At 70.0% G+C, this 16,124-nt stretch carries 15 protein-coding genes; 10 read left to right on the forward strand and 5 right to left on the reverse strand.

Translation table 11 applies throughout. The features are described from left to right. Positions 1 to 122 precede the first annotated feature (122 nt). Complete coding sequence (locus tag OXR60_RS02140; protein ID WP_267393535.1) at positions 123 to 1,163, reverse strand: oxidoreductase; 1,041 nt, start codon at positions 1,161 to 1,163, stop codon at positions 123 to 125. Between the two features lie 261 nt (positions 1,164 to 1,424). Here OXR60_RS02140 and hpnA point away from each other — a divergent pair, with 261 nt between their 5' ends. Genes hpnA through OXR60_RS02175 form a run of 7 tightly spaced genes read left to right on the forward strand, consistent with a single transcriptional unit; the run spans position 1,425 to position 9,175 of the window. Continuing rightward, a complete protein-coding gene (hpnA, locus tag OXR60_RS02145) occupies positions 1,425 to 2,426 on the forward strand; it encodes a hopanoid-associated sugar epimerase (RefSeq protein ID WP_267393537.1) in 1,002 nt (333 codons plus the stop codon). After that, positions 2,423 to 3,550 (forward strand): glycosyltransferase, encoded by a 1,128-nt coding sequence (locus OXR60_RS02150; protein WP_267393539.1) that lies wholly within the window; start codon positions 2,423 to 2,425, stop codon positions 3,548 to 3,550. The genes hpnA and OXR60_RS02150 overlap by 4 nt, the downstream gene beginning before the upstream one ends. Beyond that, positions 3,547 to 4,389 (forward strand): squalene synthase HpnC, encoded by an 843-nt coding sequence (gene hpnC, locus OXR60_RS02155; RefSeq protein WP_267393541.1) that lies wholly within the window; start codon positions 3,547 to 3,549, stop codon positions 4,387 to 4,389. The genes OXR60_RS02150 and hpnC overlap by 4 nt, the downstream gene beginning before the upstream one ends. Continuing rightward, a complete protein-coding gene (hpnD, locus tag OXR60_RS02160) occupies positions 4,386 to 5,225 on the forward strand; it encodes a presqualene diphosphate synthase HpnD (RefSeq protein WP_267393542.1) in 840 nt (279 codons plus the stop codon). Before hpnC ends, hpnD begins: the two co-directional genes overlap by 4 nt. Then, entirely contained in the window at positions 5,222 to 6,484 is a 1,263-nt protein-coding gene (gene hpnE, locus OXR60_RS02165) for a hydroxysqualene dehydroxylase HpnE (RefSeq protein WP_267393544.1), read from the forward strand. The genes hpnD and hpnE overlap by 4 nt, the downstream gene beginning before the upstream one ends. A gap of 10 nt (positions 6,485 to 6,494) precedes the next feature. Continuing rightward, the gene (gene shc / locus OXR60_RS02170; RefSeq protein WP_267393546.1) at positions 6,495 to 8,429 is read left to right on the forward strand and encodes a squalene--hopene cyclase; all 1,935 of its coding nucleotides are present in this window, start codon (positions 6,495 to 6,497) and stop codon (positions 8,427 to 8,429) included. Then, positions 8,426 to 9,175: a phosphorylase gene (locus OXR60_RS02175; protein ID WP_267393548.1), complete on the forward strand. Its 750-nt coding sequence runs from the start codon at positions 8,426 to 8,428 to the stop codon at positions 9,173 to 9,175. The genes shc and OXR60_RS02175 overlap by 4 nt, the downstream gene beginning before the upstream one ends. On the opposite strand, the gene hpnH is transcribed toward OXR60_RS02175, so the two are convergent. Both hpnH and ispH read right to left on the reverse strand, forming a co-directional pair. Next, positions 9,098 to 10,243: an adenosyl-hopene transferase HpnH gene (gene hpnH / locus OXR60_RS02180; RefSeq protein WP_267393550.1), complete on the reverse strand. Its 1,146-nt coding sequence runs from the start codon at positions 10,241 to 10,243 to the stop codon at positions 9,098 to 9,100. The genes OXR60_RS02175 and hpnH overlap by 78 nt on opposite strands. Before the next feature lie 9 nt (positions 10,244 to 10,252). After that, on the reverse strand, positions 10,253 to 11,197 hold the full coding sequence (ispH, locus tag OXR60_RS02185) for a 4-hydroxy-3-methylbut-2-enyl diphosphate reductase (protein ID WP_267393616.1): 945 nt from the start codon (positions 11,195 to 11,197) through the stop codon (positions 10,253 to 10,255). On the opposite strand from ispH, the gene OXR60_RS19940 reads away from it, so the two are divergent. From OXR60_RS19940 to OXR60_RS02200, 3 genes are all read left to right on the forward strand, one after another. Then, positions 11,081 to 11,347 (forward strand): hypothetical protein, encoded by a 267-nt coding sequence (locus OXR60_RS19940; protein ID WP_267393552.1) that lies wholly within the window; start codon positions 11,081 to 11,083, stop codon positions 11,345 to 11,347. The genes ispH and OXR60_RS19940 overlap by 117 nt on opposite strands. A gap of 148 nt (positions 11,348 to 11,495) precedes the next feature. After that, positions 11,496 to 12,086 carry an ABC transporter substrate-binding protein gene (locus tag OXR60_RS02195; protein ID WP_267393554.1) on the forward strand — a complete coding sequence of 197 codons (591 nt, stop codon included), beginning with the start codon at positions 11,496 to 11,498 and terminating at the stop codon, positions 12,084 to 12,086. Position 12,087: 1 nt separating this feature from the next. Next, positions 12,088 to 13,059, forward strand: coding sequence for a VacJ family lipoprotein (locus tag OXR60_RS02200; protein ID WP_267393556.1), 972 nt, complete (start codon positions 12,088 to 12,090; stop codon positions 13,057 to 13,059). A 4-nt stretch (positions 13,060 to 13,063) separates the two neighbouring features. Here OXR60_RS02200 and OXR60_RS02205 read toward each other — a convergent pair whose 3' ends face one another. Further along, positions 13,064 to 15,664 carry an MMPL family transporter gene (locus OXR60_RS02205; RefSeq protein WP_267393558.1) on the reverse strand — a complete coding sequence of 867 codons (2,601 nt, stop codon included), beginning with the start codon at positions 15,662 to 15,664 and terminating at the stop codon, positions 13,064 to 13,066. 1 nt (position 15,665) lies between these two features. After that, positions 15,666 to 16,094, reverse strand: a complete 429-nt coding sequence (locus OXR60_RS02210) for a DUF2141 domain-containing protein (protein WP_267393560.1) — start codon at positions 16,092 to 16,094, stop codon at positions 15,666 to 15,668. Between the last annotated feature and the right edge of the window lie 30 nt (positions 16,095 to 16,124).

Below are 16,124 nucleotides of genomic sequence, written 5' to 3' on the forward strand. Positions count from 1 at the left end.
AGGGTTCCCTCTTTCGCGGGCGGCCTTGGCGGCGGGCGCCATGCCGCTTGTTCTTGCCGATCGCTCGACGTCGATCGGAACGGACGCTTCTGCCTATCGCGGCGGAGAGCCCGGCGCCATCATCATTGTGTTAACAGGATTTCCCGTTGCTGGTCGGCGCTGGCGATCGCCGCGTCGAGTACCGCCATCACCGCGAGTGCCTGATCCGGGGGCACCGGATTGGGGCCGGCCCCGTTGAGGCAATCGCGGATGCCGGCATAGAAGCGGCGATAATCGCCTGGGACGGTCTCCAGCGTCGCTCCAGCCGGAAGGCCGTCCTCGCCAATGACGGTCAACTGGCCAGGCACGGGATCGGTGCCCCACCCCTCGCCCGCCGCCGGCTGTCCGGCCGCCAGCGCCGCCTCCTGCAGATCGAAGCCATATTTGATGAAGCTGCCGCGGCTGCCGTGGACCGCGAGCCGCAGCCAGCTGGCGGGCGTCAGCACGCTGGCATGGAGGATGACGCGCAACTGAGGGTAGCGCAGCAGCACGTGAAAATAGTCGGTCGCCACCGCGCCGGCACGCTGCATGCCGAGATCGGCGTAGACGGCGAGCGGCGGGCCGAACAATTGCAGCGCCTGATCAACCAGATGTGGACCGAGATCGCGCCAGATCCCCGCGCCGGGCTGTTCGCGCCAGCGGTCGCGGACCTCGGGGCGGAACCGGTCGAAGTGCGATTCCACCTGGGTAACCGTGCCGAGCACGCCCTGGTCGATCAAGTGGCGGAGGGTGAGGAAGTCGCTGTCCCAGCGGCGATTGTGGAACACCGATAGCGTCAGGCCACGGTCCTGCGCTCGGCCGGTCATGGCGCGGGCCTCCGCGAGCGAGAGGGCGAACGGCTTGTCGACCACCACATGCTTGCCCGCGTCCAGCGCGGCCAGGGCATGGCGGGCGTGGAGCGCGTCGGGGGTGGCGACCACGACGAGGTCGATCGCGGGATCGGCGAGCACGGTATCGATGTCGGCGACGACGACGATGTCGCCGAGCGCCGCGTGCACCGCTGCCGGCCGGCTGGAAACCACCGCGGCGAGATGAAGCCCCGGGGTGGCGCGGATCAGCGGCGCGTGGAAGGTGCGGCCCGCATAGCCATAGCCGATCAGGGCGACATTGATGGGGTCTGGCATCGGCGGTCCTTTTGGCGGGTCGCAGTCCGGGCCCGATGTGGGGGCGGCCGAACCCCGTATTATCCCGGTAGCGTGGGGCACAAGTTGAGGAAGTTGTCATCCACAGAGAAACGCTGGCAGTTGATCGTTTCACGCTGCGATCGACGCCACCGGTGCCGACGTTACGCTCCTCTCCGCGTGTAGGACAGCGTCGACCGCCTGCGCCGACGCCCGCGCGCCAAGGTCTGGCAACAGTGGTTAACTCAGTATAGGCGGACGTCCGTGCAGTCGTCGTCGCCTATCACGCTCGTCACCGGGGTCGCCGGTTTCCTGGGATCCGCGGTCGCCCGTGCGGCCGCCGCCGCCGGCCATCAGCTGCGCGGCGTGGTGCGTTCGTCGAGCCCGCGCGCGAACCTGGCCGATTTTCCCGGCGAACTGGTCGAGGCGGATCTGCGCGATCGAGCCGCGGTGGCGGCGGCGATGACCGGCGTCACCCGCGTCATCCATGTCGCCGCCGATTACCGCTTGTGGGCACGCGACCCCGAGGAGATCGTCCGCAACAATCGCGCGAGCACCGCCGCGGTGATGGAGGCGGCCCTCGCCGCGGGCGTCGAGCGGGTGGTCTATACCAGCAGCGTCGCCACCCTGCTGCCCGACCCCGCCGGCGCTGCCGACGAGCGCCGTGCCGCCACCGAACAGACGGTGATCGGCGCCTACAAGCGCAGCAAGGTCGTCGCCGAGCGGCTGGTCGAGGCGATGGTTCGCGACCGCGGCCTGCCCGCGGTGATCGTCAATCCCTCCACGCCGATCGGCCCGCGCGACGTGCGGCCGACGCCGACCGGGCGGATCATCGTCGAGGCCGCCAACGGCCGCATGCCCGCGTTCGTCGACAGCGGGCTCAACCTCGTCCATGTCGACGACGTCGCGCACGGCCACCTGCTGGCCATGGAGCGCGGGCGGATCGGCGAACGCTATGTGCTCGGCGGCCAGGACGTGGCGCTGGCCGAGATGCTGCGCACGATTGCGGGGCTGGTAGGGCGTCGGCCGCCCACCGTGCGTCTGCCGCGCGGTCCGTTGTTTCCGCTCGCCTGGGCCAATGAGCGGCTGGCGACGATCACCGGCAAGGAGCCGTTCCTCACCCTCGATGGCCTGCGCATGGCCAAGCACACGATGTTCTACAGCTCGGCCAAGGCCGAGGCCGAACTCAGCTACCGTGCCCGCCCCTATACCGATGCGGTGGCCGAGGCGATCGACTGGTTCCGCGCCGCGGGGATGATCCGATGAGTGCGCTGGCGACCTGGATCGGCGCGGCGACGCTCGCGATCTGGCTGTATCTGGTGCTCGGCCATGGCGGCTTCTGGCTGGCGCGCCAGCGCGACACCCGCGGGCTGCCCCCTGCCCCCGCGGCATGGCCGAGCGTGGTCGCGGTGGTGCCGGCGCGCGACGAGGCGGATGTCATCGCCCGCTCGATCGGCAGCCTGGCGGCGCAGGATTATCCGGGCGAGTTCCGGATCATCCTGGTCGACGACGGCAGCAGCGACGGCACCGGCGACATCGCCATGGGGCTGGCGAGCGGCCGGGTGACGGCGATGCGGGGTAAGCCGCTGGCGCCGGGCTGGACCGGCAAGCTCTGGGCGGTGTCGCAGGGCATCGCCGCCGCGGGCACGCCCACCTATCTGTGGCTGACCGACGCCGATATCGAGCATGCACCCGAAACGCTGCGCACGCTGGTGACGCGCGCCGAGGGCGGCGGGCTCGGGCTGGTGTCGCTGATGGCGAAGCTGCGCTGCGATCATCTCGCCGAGCGCGCGCTGATCCCGGCGTTCGTCTACTTCTTTCAGATGCTTTATCCGTTCAGCCGCGTGAACGGCCGCGGCGCCGGCGCGGCGGCGGGCGGCTGCATGCTCGTGCGGCGGACGACGCTGGAGGCCGCCGGTGGCATCGCCGCGATCCGGGGCGCGCTGATCGACGATTGCACCTTCGGCGCGCTGATCAAGCGCGAGGCGCCGATCTGGCTGGGGCTGACCGAGCGCTCGCGCTCGATCCGCCCCTATGACGGGGTCGCGCCGATCGCGGCGATGATCTCGCGCTCGGCCTATGCGCAGCTCGATTACTCGCCGCTCAAGCTCGCCGGCACGATGATGGGGATGGCGCTGGTCTACGCCGCGCCGCCGCTGCTTGCGGTGTTCGGCACCGGCCTGGCGCGCGCGCTCGGCGCCGCGGCGTGGCTGCTGATGGCGATGTCGTTCCTGCCGATGCTCCATGTCTATCGCCGCACGCCGGCCTGGAGCCTGGCGCTGCCGCTGATCGCCGCTTTCTACGCCGGCTGCACCTTGCTATCGGCGTGGCAGCACGGCCAAGGCCGCGGCGGCATGTGGAAGGGACGCGCCCAGGCGGCGCAGCAATGATGGCCAGCGCAACCGACCTCGCGTCCGGCAAGGACCACCGCCAAGAGAATTTTCCGGTCGCCTCGGTGCTGCTGAAGCCGGCGCATCGCGCGCCGATCATGGCCTTCTACCGCTTCGCGCGCGCCGCCGACGACATCGCCGATTCGCCCGCCGCTGCGCCCGATGCAAAGCTCGCGCTGCTCGGCGCGATGCGTCGCGGGCTCGCCGGCGAGGGCGCCGAGCCGCACGCGCTGGCGCTCCACGCGGTGCTCGCCGCGCGCGGGCTGGATCCGGTCCACGCCCACGATCTGCTCGATGCGTTCGAGCGCGACGTTACCGTCAACCGCTACCCGGATTGGGACGCGCTGATCGATTACTGCCGGGTGTCGGCGATGCCGGTCGGGCGCTATGTGCTCGACGTCCATGGCGAGGATCGCGCCACCTGGCCGGCCTCCGATGCGTTGTGCGCGGCGCTGCAGGTGATCAATCACCTGCAGGATTGCGCCAAGGACTATCGCAGCATCGACCGCGTCTACCTGCCGCTCGACGAGCTCGCCGCCCAAGGCGCGCGGGTCGAGGATCTGGCGGCGCCCGCCGCCACCCCGGCGCTGCGCGCGACGATCGCGGCGCTGGCGGCGCGCACGCAAGCGTTGCTCGCGCAGAGCGCGCCGTTCGCGGGGATGATCCGCGATCGCCGTCTGGCGGCCGAGGTCGCGATCATCCAGCGCCTCGCCGAGAGCCTGACCGCGCGGCTGCTTACCCGCGATCCGCTGAGCGAGCGCGTCCATCACGGCAAGCTCGAGGCGGCATGGCTCGCTGCCACCGCCGGGCTCGGCAGCCTGCTGGGAGCGCGGCGATGAACCCCAAGGCGACCCCGGCGGCGCTGCAGGCGCAGGTGGCGGGCAGCTCATTCTATGCGGGCATGCGCGTGCTCCCCAAGGCCGAGCGCGAGGCGATGTACGCGGTCTATGCCTTCTGCCGGATCGTCGACGACATCGCCGACGACCAGCAGGGCGACCGCGCCACCCGCGCGATGCAGCTCGATCGCTGGCGCAGCGACATCGACGCGCTTTATGCGGGCGGCGACCCGGGCCAGGCGATCATTGTCGCCGAGGCGGTGCGCCGCTTCGGGCTCGATCGCGCCGATTTCCACGCGGTGATCGACGGCATGGCGATGGACGTCGCCGCCGACATCCGCTGGCCCGATGCGGCGACGCTGGATCTCTATTGCGATCGCGTCGCCTCGGCGGTCGGGCGGCTGTCGGTCAAGATCTTCGGGATGGACGACGGGCCGGGGGTGGCGCTCGCCTATCATCTCGGCCGGGCACTGCAGCTCACCAACATCCTGCGCGATATCGACGAGGATGCCGCGATCGGCCGCGTCTACCTGCCGCTTGAGCAACTGACCGGCGCCGGCATCCCGATCACCGTCCCCGCCGAGGTGATCGCCGATCGCCGCATCGACGTCGTCGCCCGCGCGCTCGCGGCCGAGGCGCACGGCCATTATGCGCAGGCGCAGGCAATCCTCAAGACGCGGCCCAGGGGGCATCTGATCGCGCCACGACTGATGGCGGCGGCCTATGCCAAGGTGCTGGCGCGCACCGAGCAGGTCGGCTGGCTGCCGCCGCGGCGGAGGGTCAAGGTCTCCAAGGCGGGCCTGCTGTGGACGGCGCTGCGGCTGAGCCTGACCCGATGAGCTTCGCGCGGGCGACGATTGCCGGGGCCGGGCTCGCCGGCCTCTCAGCGGCGGTGGCGCTGCGCCAGGCAGGGATCGCGGTGACCATCGCCGACGGTGCTGCGCAGGCTGGCGGACGCTGCCGCTCCTATCACGACCCGCAGCTCGGGCTGCTGATCGACAATGGCAACCATCTCGTCCTTTCGGGCAATCCCGCGGTGGCGCGGTTCCGCGCCGCAATTGGCGCGACCTCCCCGCTGACCGGCCCCGACCATGCCGACTTCGCCTTCTGCGACCTCGCCACCGACGAGCGCTGGACGGTGCGGATCAACGATGGGCCCCTCGCCTGGTGGGTGTTCGCCCGCAACCGGCGCGTGCCCGGCAGCCGCGCGCGCGACTATCTGCCGCTCGCCAGGTTGCTTGGCCGGCGCGAGGAGCGGATCGACGCGCGGATCGCGACCCGCGGGCCGGTGTGGGACCGTTTCCTCGAGCCGGTGCTGCTCGCCGCGCTCAACACCGCGCCGGGGGAAAGCTCGGCACGGCTCGCGGGCGCGGTGCTGCGCGAGACGGTGGCCAAAGGCGGCCGGGCGATGCGACCGCGGATCGCCGAGCCGAGCCTCGCCGCCGCGTTCGTCGATCCCGCGCTCGACTGGCTCGCGGCGCAGGGCAGCGCGGTGGCGCTCGGCCGGCGGCTGCGCGGCATCGGTTTCGCGGACGATCTGGTGGCGACGCTCGACTGGGGCGACGGGCCGCAGCCGGTCGCCGACGACGAGGCGGTGATCCTCGCCCTGCCCGCCTGGGCGACCGCGGCGCTGGTCCCGGGGCTGACCATCCCCGACGAGCATCGCGCCATCGTCAACGGCCATTTCGCGCTGCCGACGGGGTCGCTCCCGGCCGGCACCCCGGCGATGCTCGGGCTATTCGGTGGCACCGCCGAATGGGTGTTCGTGCTGCCCGACCGCATCTCGGTCACGGTGAGCGCCGCCGAGCATGTCGTCGACCATGACCGCGAAACGCTCGCGACCGCCTTCTGGGCGGACATCTGCACGGCGCTTCGGATCGACGCGCCGATGCCGCGCTGGCAGATCGTCAAGGAAAAGCGCGCGACCTTCGCCGCCACCCCCGAGCAGAACGCCAAGCGACCCCCGGCGCGCACCCGCTGGCGAAACCTGTTCCTCGCCGGCGACTGGACCGACACCGGCCTGCCGGCGACGATCGAGGGTGCGCTGCGATCGGGCGAGACCGCGGCGGGGTTGGCGAGCGGGCGGCAGGCACGCTAACGGCAGCGGCATGCACGGTTCGCTTTCCTCTCCCTCGCTGCCCACCGTCGAGGCGTCGGTCGCTCGCGCCGCCGCGGCGCTGGCGGCGCAGCAGCGCGATGACGGCCATTGGGTGTTTGAGCTGGAAGCGGACGCCACCATCCCGGCCGAATATGTCCTGCTGCGCCATTATCTCGCCGAGCCGGTCGATGCCGAGCTCGAGGCGAAGATCGGCCGCTATTTGCGCCGCATTCAGTCGGCCGCGCATGACGGCTGGGGCCTGTTCCACGCCGGCGCGTTCGACGTCAGCGCCAGCGTAAAGGCCTATTATGCGCTGAAGATGATCGGCGACCATCCCGCAGCGCCGCACATGGCGCGCGCCCGCGCCGCGATCCTCGCCGCCGGCGGCGCCGCGGCGAGCAACGTCTTCACCCGCATCCAGCTCGCGCTGTTCGGCGCCGGGCCGTGGAGCACGGTGCCGACCATGCCGCCCGAGCTGATCCTCACCCCACGCTGGTTCCCGATCCACCTCGCGAAGATGTCCTATTGGGCGCGCACGGTGGTGGTGCCGCTGCTGGTGCTCGCGGCGCTGAAGCCGGTCGCGCGCAACCCGAAGGGCGTGCTGGTCGACGAGCTCTACACCGGCAGCAAGGTGCGCCCCGGCAGCAAGGCGGCCGACACCAAATGGCTGTGGACCGCCGGCTTTCACGGGCTCGACCGATTGCTGAAGGCGGCCGACCGGCTGTGGCCCAGGGCGATGCGCCAGCGCGCGATCAACGCATGCGTCGCCTTCGTCACCGAGCGGCTCAACGGCGAGGACGGGCTCGGCGCGATCTACCCGGCGATGGCGAACAGCGTGATGATGTTCGATTGCCTGGGCTATCCGGCCGATCATCCGGCGCGGGCGATCGCGCGTACGTCGGTCGACAATCTGCTGATCATCCGTGACGACGAGGCCTATTGCCAGCCGTGCGTGTCGCCGGTGTGGGATACCGCGCTCGCCGCGCATGCGATGATGGAAGCCGGCTGCGAGGCCGAGGCGGTGCGCGGGCTCGACTGGCTGACACCGCGCCAGGTGCTCGACGTCAAGGGCGACTGGGCTGAGTGGAGACCCGACGTGCGCCCCGGCGGCTGGGCATTCCAGTACAACAACGATCATTATCCCGATGTCGACGATACCGCGGTGGTGGTGATGGCAATGGACCGCGCGCGCGGACAGGCCGGCCCCGGCTATGACAAGGCGATCGAGCGCGGCGTCGAATGGACCGTCGGCCTACAGAGCCGCGGCGGCGGCTGGGGCGCGTTCGATGCCGACAACGACTATGAGTATCTGAACAACCTGCCCTTCTCCGACCACGGCGCGCTGCTCGACCCGCCGACCGCCGATGTCAGCGCCCGCGTCGTTTCGATGCTTGCGCAGCTCGGCGAGTGCGACAGCCCGCGGATGGCCCGCGCGCTCGCTTATCTCGATCGCGAGCAGGAGGCGGACGGCAGCTGGTTCGGGCGCTGGGGCGTCAATTACGTCTACGGCACTTGGTCGGTGTTGTGCGCGCTCAACGCCGCGGGATTGCCGCCGACCCACAAGATGGTCGCGGGCGGGGTCGGCTGGCTGAAGCGCATCCAGAATGGCGACGGCGGCTGGGGCGAGGATTGCGACAGCTATGCGCTCGATTACACCGGCTACACGCCGGCGCCGTCGACCGCATCGCAGACCGGCTGGGCCCTGCTCGGGCTGATGGCGGCGGGCGAGGTGGACAGTGAAGCGGTCGAGCGCGGCATCGCCTGGCTGGCGGCGCACCAGGACGCCGACGGGCTGTGGGGCCAGGAGCATTATACCGGCGGCGGCTTCCCGCGGGTCTTCTACCTGCGCTACCACGGCTATCCCAAATATTTCCCGCTGTGGGCGATGGCGCGTTATCGCAACCTCAAGCGCTCCAACACCCAGGCCGTGGGCTACGGAATGTGATCCTCGCCGCGTGCGGATTGCAGCGCGAGGCGCGGTTGATCGCGCGCGCGGGCTGGGTGGCGGTCGCCGGCGGCGGCGATGCGGCGCGTCTGGAGCAGGCGCTGACGGCGGCGATCAGATCGTCATCCCAGCAACGGTCGGGATCTCGTGCCGCGAGCAGGGCGCTTGCTGGTGAAGATCCCAGCGATCGCCGGGATGACGGTGTTGAGATGGTGCTGTCGATCGGGCTCGCGGGCGCGCTGTCGCCGGAGCTGACGGTCGGCGACGTGGTGATCGCCTCGCTGGCCGCTGACGAAGGCCGGGGACCCTTCGTGGAACGGCTCCACGCGCTGCTGCCGACCGCCCGTGTCGGCACGATCGTCGGCCAGAATGTCCCCGCCGCGACGCTGGCCGACAAGCAGCAGCTGTACGCCGCCACCGGTGCGCTCGCGGTCGATATGGAATCGCATGTCGCCGCGCGGGTCGCCGCGGCGCACGGCCTGCCCTTCGCCGCAATCCGCGCGATCTCGGACGATGCCGGGCGCACCCTGCCGCCGGCGGCGCTGGTGGGAATGAAGCCCGATGGCGGGATGGCGCTGGGCGCGGTGCTCGCGAGTCTCGCGCGGGCACCGGCCCAGCTCCCCGCCCTGATCCGCACCGGCATCGATGCGGAACGGGCGTTCGGCGCGTTACGCGGCGCGCTGGACGCGCTTGAAGCCGGTGGGATCGGCCGCCTTGATCTTGGCGAGCTCGGCCTCGACGTGTGACGAATAGACCTGCTCGGCCGGGCGCTGGTTGGACAGATCGATGTCGGGCTTCATCGGCCCGTCGGTACGGACGCCCTTCATCGCGACCTTCATCAGCTTGAGCGGATGCTTGATCGAATCGGCCGCCGCCGTGCCCTCGAAGCCGCAATGGACCATGCAGTCGGCGCACTTTTCATACTTGCCGACGCCATATTGATCCCAGTCGGTGCCCTCCATCAGCTCGGCGAACGTCGGCACATAGCCTTCGCCGACGAGATAGCAGGGCTTCTGCCAGCCGAACACGGTGCGCAGCGGCATCGACCAGGGCGTGCACTCATAGGTCTGGTTGCCGGCGAGGAAGTCGAGGAACAGCGGCGAATTGGTGAAGGTCCAGTCCTTGCCGCCGTTGCCGCGCGAGAACACGTCGCGGAAGAAATTCTTGGTACGCTCGCGGTTGAGGAAGTGTGCCTGGTCAGGCGCGCGCTCATAGGCATAACCCGGCGAGATCGTGATCTCGACGCCATGGGCCTCCATGTCGTCGAAGAAGGCGGCGGTGCGCGCGGGATCGGCGCCGTCGAACACGGTGCAATTGACCTGGACGCGGAAGCCCTTGGACTTGGCGAGCGCGATCGCGTCCTTGGCGACGTCGTAGACGCCGTCCTGGCACACCGACTTGTCGTGCGCGGCTTGGTCACCGTCGAGGTGGATCGACCAGGTGAAGAAGGGCGACGGCTTATAGTCGTCGATCTTCTTCTTCATCAGCAGCGCGTTGGTGCACAGGATGACGAACTTCTTGCGGTCGATATAGCCCTGGACGATCTTGGGCATCTCGCGGTGGAGCAACGGCTCGCCGCCCGCGATAGACACCGCCGGCGCGCCGCAATCGTCGATCGCCGCCATGCACTGGTCATAGCTCAGCCGCTGGTTGAGGATGGGATCGGGATAATCTATCTTGCCGCAGCCCGCGCAGGCGAGATTGCAGCGGAGCAGCGGCTCCAGCATCAGCACCAGCGGATATTTGCCGCCCTTGATCTGGTTCTTGACGACATAGCTGCCGATGCGGGCGACTTGGCTGAGGGGGAGACCCATCGATAATTCCTATTCGGCCGCGACGCGCGGAGCGCGGGCGGGCCTGAGTTCGAGCGGGAGGGCGAATTCGACCTTCTCTTCGATGCCGTCAAGCTGCGACACCCGCACCGGCCGCAGCCGGCGCAGCGCAGTGATGACGCTGTCGACCAGCTCGTCGGGCGCCGACGCACCGGCCGTGATGCCCACTGCTGCAACACCCTCGAGCCAGGCTGGATCCACGCCGTCGCCGTCATCGACCAGATAACTCGGCAGCCCCATCTCCTCGCCGATCTCGCGCAGGCGATTCGAGTTGGAGCTGTTCTTGGCGCCGACCACGATCAGCAAGTCGCTGACGCGCGACAGATCGCGCACCGCCGACTGCCGGTTCTGGGTGGCGTAGCAGATCTCCGACACGTCCGGCCCCTCGACATCGGCAAAGCGCTCGTGGAGCGCAAGGATGACGCCGCGGGTGTCGTCGACGCTGAGCGTGGTCTGGGTGACATAGGCGATCGGCGTGTCGGTCGGGATGTCGAGCGCGGCAACGTCTTCAGGGGTGGAGACGAGGTGCATCGGCGCATCGACCTGGCCCATGGTGCCGATCACCTCGACATGGCCGGCATGGCCGATCAGCACGATGGTGCGACCCGACTTGGCATAGCGGCGGCCCTGGATGTGGACCTTGGTGACCAACGGGCAGGTCGCGTCGAGCACCGGCAACTCGCGCAGTTTGGCTTCTTCCTGGACGCTGCGCGCGACGCCATGGGCGCTGAAGATGGTGGTGGCGCCGGCGGGAATCTCGGTCAGGTCCTCGACGAACACCGCACCCTTGCGGCGGAGCTTCTCGACCACATGGCGGTTGTGGACGATCTCGTGGCGCACGTAGACCGGCGCCGAACAGCGCTCGATCGCCTTCTCGACGATCTCGATCGCGCGGACGACGCCGGCGCAGAAGCCACGCGGCTGGGCGAGGATGATCTCGAGCGTCGCACCCGTGGCGGCATCCGCCGCGGGGTCGGCATCGTGACCGGGCTTGGATTCGATGGTCAGCAGAAACTCGTCCTTCTCGCCGTCCGGCCGCGCCGCACTCGACGTCGGACCAGGCCCCCGGTGTTGCAGTGCAATTAACCTCTGGCAGTGTCACGCGAAAGTCAAAAATCGGGCAATATTGTGGAAACAGCGTTTCCGTTGCGTCGTAGCCGATGGGTTCGGTCATTCTGGACCTCGCCCGCCGGCGCCGGTAAGCGACGACCTTCGTCGTTCCGAAGGTATTGCCATGCGCCCGCTTTCTGCCGCTTTGCTGCTCGCCGCCGTCCTTGCCCCCGTCCCGGCGCTGGCCCAGGCCGATCCCGCCCAGGGATCCGTCAAGGCGCTCGACGACGGCCTGCTGGCGATCATGAAGAGCGGCAAGCCGGCGAGCGCGCGGGCCGCGCAGATCGGCCCGGTGATCGACCGCAGCTTCGATCTGCCGCTGATGACCCGGCTTGCGGTCGGCAGTGGCTGGACCGCCATCGCCCCCACCGACCAGACCGCGCTGGTCGCTGCGTTCCGGCGGATGACGATCGCACAATATGCCAGCAACTTCAGCAGCTGGTCCGGCCAGGCGTTCACGATCGATCCCAAGGTCGACGCCCGTGGCGGCGACAAACTGGTCCGCACCACGCTCGCCGGCAAGGGCGCACCGGTTGCCCTCTCCTATCGCCTGCGGGCGAGCGGCGGCAGCTGGAAGATCATCGACGTCTTCTACCGCAACTCGATCAGCCAGCTCGCCACGCGCCGCTCCGATTTCGCCGGCGTGCTGCAGAGCGGCGGCGCCAAGGCGCTGATCGGCCACCTCAACGATCTCGCCGCCAAGGGCGGCAACTGAGATGATCCTGTTGCCGGCGTTGCTCCCTGCCCTGCTGGCGGCAGCGCCCGTCGCCGCGTCGAGCGGGCAGGCGGTGGCGCCGGTGGTGGTCGGGCCAGCGCCGGCCGCGGTTCGCCCGCACCATGCCAAGGGTGACCCGCTCGAGGGCTTCAACCGGCGGATGTTCCGCGCTCACCAGGGCTTCGACCGGCGCTTCTTCCGGCCTGCGGCGATGGGCTACAAGCATGCGCTGCCGAAGGTGGTGCGCGGCGGCCTGCGCAACGTGATCCGCAACCTCGGCGAACCGATCGTCTTCCTCAACTATCTGCTCCAGCTGAAACCCGGCAAGGCAGCCGAGACGGCAGGGCGATTCCTGATCAATTCGACTTTGGGCTTTGGCGGGCTGGTCGACATGGCCAAGACCCCGGGCGTGAAGCTGCCGCATCGCGACAACGGCCTCGGCAACACCCTCGCCTTCTACGGCGTCAAGCCGGGACCCTATCTGTTCCTGCCGTTCGTCGGGCCAACCACCTTGCGCGACCTGATCGGCGGTCGCGGCGACGCGCTAGTGCTGCCGCTCGCGATCGGCTCGCCGTTCGACCGGCTCGAATATCAGATCCCCAAGGGGGTGATCTCCGGCCTCGACGCCCGTGCCGAGGCCGACGACGACCTCAACGCGCTGTTCGCCGGCGCGGTCGATCCCTATGCGACGTTGCGCTCGGTGTACCTGCAGAACCGGGTCGCGGAGATCCAGCAGCTGAAGGGCGCCAAGAAGGCCAAGACCGGGCCGGAACTCGACGATCCGCTCGCGGACCCTTCCGGCGCCGGGGCGCCGGCGGCGAGCCCCGAGCTGTCGGACCCGCTCGACGATCCGGCGGCGCCGACACCCGCGCCCGGGTCAGCGGCGCCGGCGGCCAGCCCGGCCCCGGTGACGTCGCCAGAACTGTCCGATCCGCTGGCGGATCCCGCGGCGCCCGCAACGCCGCAAGGCTGAGCGCCTACGCCCGCTCCCGCCGCGGCGGGCCGAGCAGCGCGGGCTCGAACACCAGGGCGCAGATCAACGTCCAGGCGAGCGAGATCATCAGGATCTTGCCCATGCTCGCGGTGCCCGGATGATGCGACAGCCACAGGCTGCCGAAGGCGGTACCGGTCGCCAGCGCGCTGAACAGCACCGCACGCGCGAGGCTCGACTGCAGCAGCCCGGTGGCACCGCCACGCCACGCCATGACGAAATAGATGTGGAAGGCGACGCCGACGCCGAACAGCAGCGGAAAGGCGATGATGTTGGCGAAGTTGATCGGCTGGCCGATCACCACGCAGGTGCCGAGCGTCAGGAAGATCGACAGCACCACCGGCGCCAGCGTGAACGCCACCTCGCGCGCGTCGCGCAGCACCAGGAACAGCAGCAGGCTGACCAGCACCAGCGCGATCGCGCCGGCCTGGACGAACGCCCCGGCGATGGTGAACGCCGCCGCCTGGGTCGCGACCGGCAGTCCGGTGGCCTGCGGCGCGATCCGGGTGACGGCGGTGCGGAACCGCTCCATCACGCGATTGTCGTTGGCGTCGCCCGACGGGAAGACCGACAAGCGATACTGGCCCGCCGGCGTGCGCCAGTCGCGAACCAGTCCGGCGGGGAGCGTCGCCGCCGTGACGCCCTGCGCCTGAAGCGCAGCGCGAGCGCCATCGAGCATCACGGCAAGCGGCTGCGACAGCATCGCGTCGACTCGATCGCGCGCCACCGCCGGCGCTGCAGCCAGCCGCTCGAAGCTGGCCGCGAGCGACCGCGCGTCGCCGCCGTCCGCGCCGTCCGCGACGGCGCGCAGCTTGGCGGCGACGCTGCGCAGTCCGGCCACCCGCTCGGGGTCGGTCGCGGCTGGCGCAACGTCGAACGGGTTGAGCGTCAGATCGAGCAGCACGCTCGCATCCTGAATCGTCGCCAGCTTGGCGGGCTGATCGGCGGGCACGAAGCTGTCGACCGAGATCACCTGCTTGACCTCGGGCAGGTGCGACAGCCGGCCCACGAGGCTTACCGCCTGGGTATGATCGGCGGCGAGGATGTCGATCGTGTTGGGGGTGCGCGAGGGATCGCGGGTGAGATCGGCGAGGGTGCTCATCGCCGGGCCGTGCGGATCGCGCAGGTGGAGCGGGTTGAAGTCGAACGTCACCCACGGCAGCAGCGCAATGCTCACCGCCATCGAGATGCCGAACGCCCACAGCACGCTGCGCCGCCTGGTCTCAAGGAATCGGTCGACCGGCGCGAGCTGCGCGAAACCGACCTCGCGGGCCGGCGCGCCCGGGCGCAGCAGCATGATCAACGCGGGCAGCAGCGTGACGCTGAACGCCAGCGCGATGACCATGCCCAGGCCGGCGATCACGCCAAGCTCGGCGATGCCGACATAGGCAGTCGGCAGGAACGCGCCGAAGCCGAGGAACACCGCGCCCGCCGCAAGCAGCAGCGGTGCGCCGAGCGCAGCGGCGGCGCGGCGCAGCGCCGTGGCCGGATCGCCGCCGTCGGCGCGCTCGGCGTTGAAGCGCACGCAGATCTGGATGCCGAAATCGACGCCGAGGCCGACGAACAATGGGATGAACGCGACCGAGATGAGATTGAGCCGGCCGACTGCGGCCATGCCGACCGCGGTGGTCACCACCAGCCCGACCACGATCGTGCCCATGATCGCGGCGATCAGCCGCACCGAGCGGGTCGCGAACCACAAGGTGACGAGCATGGCCGCGACCATCACCAGCCCGACGAAGCCGATATTCTCCTGGAGCGTGGCGAACTCCTCGTCGGCGAGCGGCACCTCGCCGGTGAGACGGACGCGGACGCCATGGCCGCCATCGAGCTGCAACGCCGCGGCGGCGTCGCTCACCGCGCGGGCGGCGTCCTTGCCGGGGGTCAGCGAGCCATAATCGAGGATCGGGCGGACCAGGATCAACCGCCGCTTGGGCGCGGACAGCGCACCGCCGCCCTCGGCGAACAGCGCCTGCCACGAGAAGAAGGCCGGCTTGCCGGCGAGCGAACGATCGGTGGCGCCGGCCAGCGCGCGCATCGGGCGATCGATTTGCGCGAGCGTCGCCGACCCCGCGGCGACACCGTCGAGCAGCGTCGACAGCGACACGGTGACACCGCGCAGCGATGGATCGGCGGCGAGGGGCCCGAGCAACGGCTGCGCCTTGATCAGCGCCGCGGTGGCGCTGCGCACCTCGGCCGGCGAGCCGAACAGCAGGCCTTCGCTGGCGAAGAACGGGCCGCCGTCCGGGCGGCGGACGAGCTGGAAGTGGCCCGGATCGGCGGCGAGCTTCGTGGCCAGCGTCGCGGCGCCGTGTTCGGCGAGCTCGGAGGTCTCGCCGTCGACGACGATCAGCATGACGTCGCTCAGCTGCGGGAAAGCCTGCTTCATCGCCCGCTCCTGCCGCCGCCAGTCGACATCGGGCGAGATCAGTGCGCCGGTGTCGGTGGTCATCGAGAAGTGGCTGGCGGTAAACAGCAGCGCCAGCACTGCGACCGCGAGGCCGAGCAGCGCGGTGAGCCAGGGCCGGCGGATGCTCGCCGAGACGAGCCGCGGGATCAGCCCGGCCAGGGCGGCGGACAGGTTCATGCTAGAGGAAATACTTCAGTTTCAGCTGGATGGTCTGGCCGTGGCCGTCGAACGTGAAGCGCGCCGCCTCCCATTTGGGCGGCGCCATCCGGATCGGCGCGTCGTTGGAGAAGCCGACGCCTTCCTTGGGCAGGCCGAAAATCGCGCGATCGACCTTGCGGTTGCTGTTCTCGTCGTGGAACGCCTGGACCGCATAGGTGCCCGCGGGCAGGCCGTGCAGGGTGACGACGGTCACGCCCTCATGTGCCGGCGCCACCGCCGTATAGGGGCAATCCTTGAGGAACGCCGCCTGCGGGCAGACGTCGACATGCACCTGCCCCTTGGTGTTGCGGACGTTGCTGACGCGTACCGACAGCGCGCCGTCGGGCGCCGCCGCGGTGCCGATGCCGAGCAGCGCCACTACGCCGAGCAGCGCCCGGGCGATCAGCATGCCGAGGCTTCAGTGGCGGTGCTGTTATGC

The sequence above is a fragment of the Sphingomonas sp. GC_Shp_5 genome (genome assembly GCF_026540855.1).
In the GTDB taxonomy this organism is placed as follows: Bacteria; Pseudomonadota; Alphaproteobacteria; order Sphingomonadales; family Sphingomonadaceae; genus Sphingomonas.